The sequence below is a fragment of the Leptolyngbya sp. FACHB-36 genome (genome assembly GCF_014695955.1).
Classification (GTDB): Bacteria; Cyanobacteriota; Cyanobacteriia; order Leptolyngbyales; family Leptolyngbyaceae; genus FACHB-36.
Genome location: NZ_JACJPG010000490.1, coordinates 1 through 6,911, shown reverse-complemented (window position 1 = coordinate 6,911; position 6,911 = coordinate 1). Strand labels below are relative to the sequence as shown.

At 51.6% G+C, this 6,911-nt stretch carries 7 protein-coding genes; 6 read left to right on the top strand and 1 reads right to left on the bottom strand.

Going from position 1 to position 6,911, the window contains the following annotated elements; all coding sequences use genetic code 11:
• The 5 genes from H6F43_RS14040 to H6F43_RS14020 all read left to right on the top strand — a co-directional run.
• On the top strand, positions 1-553 hold a 553-nt coding region (locus tag H6F43_RS14040), incomplete at its 5' end, for a glutathione S-transferase family protein (protein ID WP_190343360.1).
• A 259-nt stretch (positions 554-812) separates the two neighbouring features.
• On the top strand, positions 813-1,946 hold the full coding sequence (locus H6F43_RS14035; protein WP_190343359.1) for a sulfate ABC transporter substrate-binding protein: 1,134 nt from the start codon (positions 813-815) through the stop codon (positions 1,944-1,946).
• A gap of 132 nt (positions 1,947-2,078) precedes the next feature.
• Positions 2,079-2,945, top strand: a complete 867-nt coding sequence (gene cysT, locus H6F43_RS14030; protein WP_190343358.1) for a sulfate ABC transporter permease subunit CysT — start codon at positions 2,079-2,081, stop codon at positions 2,943-2,945.
• Positions 2,938-3,807, top strand: a complete 870-nt coding sequence (cysW, locus tag H6F43_RS14025) for a sulfate ABC transporter permease subunit CysW (protein WP_190343357.1) — start codon at positions 2,938-2,940, stop codon at positions 3,805-3,807. The genes cysT and cysW overlap by 8 nt, the downstream gene beginning before the upstream one ends.
• 68 nt (positions 3,808-3,875) lie before the next feature.
• Entirely contained in the window at positions 3,876-4,151 is a 276-nt protein-coding gene (locus tag H6F43_RS14020) for an NIL domain-containing protein (RefSeq protein ID WP_190343356.1), read from the top strand.
• Positions 4,152-4,418: 267 nt separating this feature from the next.
• Here H6F43_RS14020 and H6F43_RS14015 read toward each other — a convergent pair whose 3' ends face one another.
• Positions 4,419-4,853 (bottom strand): SRPBCC domain-containing protein, encoded by a 435-nt coding sequence (locus tag H6F43_RS14015; RefSeq protein WP_190343355.1) that lies wholly within the window; start codon positions 4,851-4,853, stop codon positions 4,419-4,421.
• Between the two features lie 192 nt (positions 4,854-5,045).
• Here H6F43_RS14015 and H6F43_RS14010 point away from each other — a divergent pair, with 192 nt between their 5' ends.
• The gene (locus H6F43_RS14010; RefSeq protein ID WP_190343354.1) at positions 5,046-6,437 is read left to right on the top strand and encodes a malic enzyme-like NAD(P)-binding protein; all 1,392 of its coding nucleotides are present in this window, start codon (positions 5,046-5,048) and stop codon (positions 6,435-6,437) included.
• The last annotated feature ends 474 nt before the right edge of the window (positions 6,438-6,911 follow it).

Genomic DNA, 6,911 nt, shown 5'->3' with positions numbered 1-6,911 from the left:
AGAGTACAGCCTCAAAGATGTTGGCATTTTCAATGGAGATAATACGTCGGCAGACTATTTAGCTAAAAACCCATTTGGTAAAGTGCCCACCCTTGAAATTGATGGAGAATTTCTTTATGAAACGGCTGCTGTTACAGAGTATCTCGACGCAGCGGTAGCCAATAACAAATTCAGCCCGTCTGATCTGTTGTCTAAAGCTAGAATGCGCCAGATTATGGCGATCGTGGATAGCTATCTTTATCCCGCTTCGATCAGCACAATCGTTATTCAGCGTTTAATTGTACCGAGTCAGGGCGGCACCCCCGACGAAGACGCGGTGCAAAGTGCCGTTGCGCCTGCAAAAACAGCCGCAGAGGCGATCGAAGCGCTGACTGTCGGCAGCCCCTATCTCTTAGGCAGCGACCTCAGCATTGCTGACTTTTACCTCATTCCAGTTTTTCTCTACCTCTCGCGCACACCTGAATTCGCTACAATTACTGCTCAGACTCCCAAACTTCGGGCGTGGTGGGATAATGCTAGTCAGCTTCCTACCATTCAGAAAATATCTGCGTAATGTTGACGGTGTAATGTTGATTGCTGTAACTTGCAGCCATTCTGCAACCGTGTAGATTCTTCGCGAATGGTCTAGTGCTTCGTCAGCAACGTCCGCCAACACAGACTGAACGCATCTCCTCCCAAATTTTCTAATTCCACGTTTTTCGCTCAAGAAGGTGGAGGTTCGTATTGCGTTTATGGATCGCCCTCGGTAGAATCAATAGACATAAATACAGTAACTCGACTGATTAACTGTGGATTGTTTTGGAGAAAACCTCATGAACGTTTGGCGGCAGGCTTGGAATCGACTGAAGCAAGTGGTTCCGCGATCGGGCTTTAGATTCCATTCACAGCGTAGGTTTGTCTCGCTGTTTGTTGTTGGAGCAGCCTTAAGCTTGGTGGTCGCTGCCTGTTCAGGAAATAACACCGCTTCAACGGGATCTAGCCCAGCTAACAGCGCTAGCCCAGCCTCTGCCCAAAAGAAGGACGTTGAACTGACGCTGGTTGCTTACGCAATTCCTAAGACGGCGCACGATGCGATCATTCCTAAGTTTGCAGAGCAGTGGAAGAAAGAGCACGGTCAAACGGTTACGTTCAAGCAAAGCTACGGCGGCTCCGGCTCCCAAACTCGCGCCGTGATCGACGGTTTGGAAGCAGATGTTGTTCACTTAGCATTGGGCGCAGATGTCCTGAAGCTGGTGCAAGCGGGATTTGTTAATTCAGACTGGGATAAGAGAGCACCAAATGGCGGCATTGTGGGTGAAACGGTCGCGGCGATTATTACCCGTGAGGGCAACCCCAAGAACATCAAATCGTTCAACGATTTGACACGAAGCGACGTTAAGTGGGTGACAGCAGATCCGAAAACATCCGGCGGTGCCCGTTGGAACTTTATTGCGCTGTGGAATACAGTGCTGAAGTCGGGTGGTGATGAAGCCAAAGCCAAGGACTTCGTGACCAATGCTTACAAGAACGTGGCAGTGCTGGCGAAGGACGCTCGTGAATCCACCGATGCCTTTTCCAAGCAGGGACAGGGAGACGCCCTGATTAACTACGAAAACGAAGTGATTCTGGCGAAGCAGAAAGGTGAAAAGCTGGAATACGTAGTGCCGGAAGTGAACGTTTCGATCGACACTCCCGTTGCCGTTGTAGATAAGAACGTGGACGCTCACGGCACCCGCGAAGTGGCTGAAGCGTTTGTGAAGTATCTGTTCTCCGACGAAGCGCAGCAGGAGTTTTCCAAAGTAGGCTACAGACCGTTTGGCGATTTGGCGAAGGACAAATCCCTGGCTGAGAAGTACCCACCTGTGAAACAGGCGGCAAAAATCTCTGAATTCGGCGGCTGGGGCGAGGTTCAGAAGAAGTTCTTTGAGGATGGAGCCGTCTTTGACGAAATTCGCGCAGCCAGATAAGCTGCATGGCTCATAGCAAACAGCTATTTGCCATTCAGATTGCTTCACTAGAAAACTCAAGGGTGGGGTTTGTTGAACGAGTCATTGATCGACAAAACCTACCCTGCCCTCATTAATCTTGAATTGTCATCAATGGCTGTTACCTCTTCGACCCGATCGACCTCTGAATCTCCGTCGCTGTGGCAAGCGTTCTGGCATCAAATCGTCCACGCGCCTTGGACGTGGCGTATCATGCTGGGCTATCTGGCGGTGATGCTGGTGCTGCCTGTGACTGCCATGCTGGTGAAATCAAGTTTGGTCGGTCCTGCTAAATTTTGGGAGATTGCGACAAGTCCGATCGCCCTCTCTGCTTACGACATTACGTTTACCACGTCGCTGGTTGCTGCGTTGTTTAACGGCGTCTTCGGTACCCTAATTGCCTGGGTTCTAGTGCGCTACGACTTTCCGCTGAAGCGCTTCATTGACGCCTCGGTCGATTTGCCATTTGCGCTACCCACTGCCGTTGCAGGTCTGACGCTGGCAACGGTGTACAGCGAAAACGGCTGGATTGGGTCGCTGCTTGCCCCCCTCGGCATCAAGATTGCCTTTACTCGACTAGGGGTAGGCATTGCCATGACCTTTATTTCGCTGCCGTTTGTCATCCGCACGGTGCAGCCTGTGCTTGCCGAAATGGAGCGCGATGTCGAAGAAGCCTCCTGGTGCTTGGGTGCCTCTGAGTGGCAGACCTTTTGGCGCGTTATTTTTCCGCCGCTGCTGCCTGCCGTTCTTACTGGGGTAGCGCTGGGGTTCTCGCGAGCGGTGGGCGAGTATGGCTCAACAGTGATTATTGCGTCGAACACGCCGTTCAAAGATCTGATTGCGCCTATCCTGATTTTCCAGCGGTTGGAGCAGTACGACTATTCGGGCGCAACGGTAATTGGAATGGTGCTGCTGATTATTTCACTGCTGATTCTGTTGTGCATCAATCTTCTGCAAGCGTGGGCAAGACGATATGACTAGTGTAGAAACGACTCGACTTCACTCAACAACAGGCAAGACGGCTTCAACGAAGCCGAAAAGCTGGGTGCCGACTGTGCTGATTGGTGTGGCAGTTGCCTATCTGGGTCTGGTACTGTACATACCCGCACTGAATGTGTTCGTGCAAGCGTTCAGTAAAGGCGTGGGTCCGTTTCTGCACAACTTGACTGAGCCAAACTTTGTGTTTTCGATGCAGTTGACGGTGATGCTAGCCCTGATCGCCATTCCGCTCAACACCATATTTGGACTCTGCGCGGCGTGGGCGATCGCGCGACGGCGGTTTCCGGGGCGGACGTTTCTGCTCAGCGTGATTGACCTGCCGTTTGCGATTTCACCAGTAGTCGCAGGATTAATGATTGTGCTGCTGTATGGGCGGCAGGGTTGGTTCGGCGGTTGGCTGCAAGAGCACGGAATTCGAGTGATTTTTGCGTTTCCGGGAATGGTGCTGGCTACAGCGTTCGTCAGTATGCCGTTTGTTGCCCGCGAGGTGATTCCGGTGCTGGAAGAAGCCGGAGCCGATCAAGAAGAAGCCGCAAAGACGCTGGGTGCCAGCGAGTGGCAGACGTTCTGGCGAGTGACGCTGCCAAATATTCGCTGGGGTCTGCTGTACGGCTTGATTCTGACGAATGCGCGCGCGATGGGCGAATTTGGCGCAGTTTCCGTCGTCTCTGGCAACATTGCGGGGACAACTCAAAGCTTACCGCTGTTCGTAGAAGAGGCCTATAAGCAGTACGCAACTGAAGCCGCTTATTCTGCCTCGGTTCTACTGGCGCTGTTGGCGGTTGTAACCCTGGTGCTAAAGGAGATTTTGGAACGGAAAACTCGCATTAAGGATGCTGATTGAAGCGTGAATGACCGATAGCGATGGGCTATTCGCCCGACTAACGTTGATTTCTACCAATGGTGATCACTATGCTAAGCAAGGCCGAGGACGATCGACTCACGCAGCAACGCATTCGGGTTCGGATTACAAAGCAGTATCACCAGGAACCCATCATTTCCCATTTGATATCGCACTATCAGCTAACCATCAATATTACAGCGGCGATCTTAGGCGCAAATGCTAATGGCGATGGTTGGTTTGATCTAGAGCTACGCGGAAATCAAACGCACATTCAAGACGCTCTTGTCTATCTGAGCGACTTGGGTTTGGAAGTTTGGGAAGACACCGACAAAGACGGTTGGTAGAGTCAACCTCTACCAATTTGGAATTCGGAATTCGCAATTGCAGAGGCTCGATTTCGTTAACATTTCGGTGGTTTGAGCGGTCGCTGGAATTTAGAGAATGGTATAAATTCTCTCCCGCATTAACGCTAAAAAATAGCAAATCGTCGATCGAGGTTTACAGAGTTAGGACTTACGCAAACCATCATCCATGCTGAAGCTTCAGCATGGATGATTGGTATTACACGATCGTTCTTCTGAGACGCTGGAACCTACGTCTGTCTTATCTTTCTAACAGCGTTCTATGTAGTGCTTCAGTTCCCACGCCATTCGCTTCATGCCTTGGTGCTCGTCGCGTCGAATAAAGGGCAGAATCACGCGAGTTAGCGCGCCAGTGAATCGCGCTTGATGGAAGTATTGGGTCCGATCGCGCCCCTGATCCGCCAGTTCAAATTCGTGCTCGGTGACAAATCCAGGAATTGATGTCACCCAGCGGAGACACGTTCCCGGTTGCAGCCGAGTGACGATCGCTTCAAATTCCGTTTCTGCTTCGCCGCGTTCCCGACGCAGTGCCAGCAGCAGCGATTGTCCCTGCCGCATGGGTCGGGCTGGCTCGCAATCGTAGAGAAAAGTGTTCCAGTATTTCCAGCGCTCTTTTTCAATTAGCGCCTGCCACACCTCGCGTCGAGGCGCGTTGATCTCAATTTCGGTGTAAAGACTGGGCATGGTGAAGATGAATCGCTAACCGCTAGCGGCTATTCCCTCCAGCTGGCGTATCTCCGGATGCAGATGGATTGGTGGGACCTGATACAATGGCGGACTTAATACTCCTTAAACTAGGAGCGCGCGATCGCTCCAAGGGTTAGGACTTGGCTCATTCTGCCAATCCTAAAGCTTAAATCTAAAATCCAACACCCCATGACCAACCTTACTCCCAACTCTAGCTACAGCTTGACGATTCGGTTCCAAGTTCCTAACCGTCCCGGTATGCTGGCAAGCGTGACCAAGGCAATTTCGACCTTGGGCGGCAGCATGGGTCAGATTGATCTGATCGAGCAAACCCGACAGCTCTCAGTGCGAGACATTACTGTGGATGCTGCCAGTACGGAACATGCAGAAACGATCGTCGAAGCCGTGAAAGCGCTTCCAGAAATCAAGGTGCTGAACGTCTACGATCGTACCTTTACGCTGCATCGCGGCGGCAAGATTACCATTCAAAGTCGGATTCCGCTGCGGGGTCAGGCGGATCTGGCAATGGCCTACACACCGGGAGTGGGCAGAATTTGCACTGCTATTGCTCAGGACCCAGAGCAGGTGTATAACCTGACGATTAAGCAAAATACCGTGGCGATCGTCACCGATGGCAGCGCGGTGCTGGGCTTAGGCAATTTGGGACCGGAAGCCGCACTGCCCGTGATGGAAGGAAAGGCGCTGCTGTTCAAGGAGTTTGGCGGCTTGGATGCGTTCCCGGTCTGTTTGGCAACGCAGGACACCGACGCGATCGTCGAGACGGTGAAAAATCTGGCTCCTGTGTTTGGCGGCGTTAACTTAGAGGACATCTCAGCGCCGCGCTGCTTCGAGATCGAAGCTCGGTTGCAGCGAGAGCTGAATATTCCTGTGTTTCACGACGACCAGCACGGCACCGCGATTGTGACGCTGGCAGCGTTGATTAATGCGCTGAAGCTGGTTAATAAGTCGCTGGTGGACGTGCGAATTGTGATCAATGGGGCGGGAGCCGCTGGGGTGGCGATCGCGCGACTGCTGCAAAAAGCCGGAGCCACCACCATTACGATGTGCGACTCCAAAGGCATTCTGGCGAAGACGCGGACGGACCTCAACGACCAGAAGCGCGAGTTTGCGGTTGATCAAGGCGGCAGTTTGGCAGATGCGCTGCACGGCGCCGATATTTTCTTGGGCGTTAGCGGTCCGGGCGTGCTGACACCAGAGATGGTGCGATCGATGGCGCCGGACCGAATTGTGTTTGCGATGGCAAATCCGGTGCCAGAAATTCAGCCAGAGTTGGTGACGAGCGATGTGGCAGTGATGGCAACGGGGCGAAGCGATTATCCCAACCAAATTAACAACGTGCTGGCATTTCCTGGCATGTTTCGTGGCGTGTTGGACTGTCGCGCTGCAACGTTTACGACCAGCATGTTTCTAGAGGCTGCAACGGCGATCGCAGACCTAGTGAAGCCAACAGATTTAACACGGGACCACATTATCCCTTCGGTGTTTGATGAGCGGGTTGCCACAGCCGTTGCCAGTGCTGTGCAGCGGGCCGCTCGCCATGATGGCGTTGCGCGGGCTTGAGATTGATTCGATCGTGGGCACTGTTCTTAACAAAGCGTTACAATACGTTAACGTTCTCAGCGTCCACGATTCAGTTTTTCTGTGTCAGTGGCAAAACAGTATCTTGTGCTACTCTTTCATCCTTGAAAAACGTTTTGAAACTCAAACTTTATCGTATTGACCTGTGTTGAAATTCAAAAAGCATCTGAACAGAAATATATGTTTTAAGCTGTTAGCAAATATACAGTTTAATATTTTGTATTAATTTATTTGAAGTTCCTTCGATCGGTAGATCTAACCATTCTCTAACTCGCCCCAGTTGATAGAGTCACAAACGGATTGCTTTAGCGACGATTAACGCAGCTTAACGCTCAAATACCAATCGTCGTTCATCGCTATGCTTGAATTAACCCTATTTAAAACTGAGTTTTTTAACGAAGCAATTCCGCTTTTACGTCGTAAGCAATCGGCGTTTGATATTCAAGATTTGCCAGG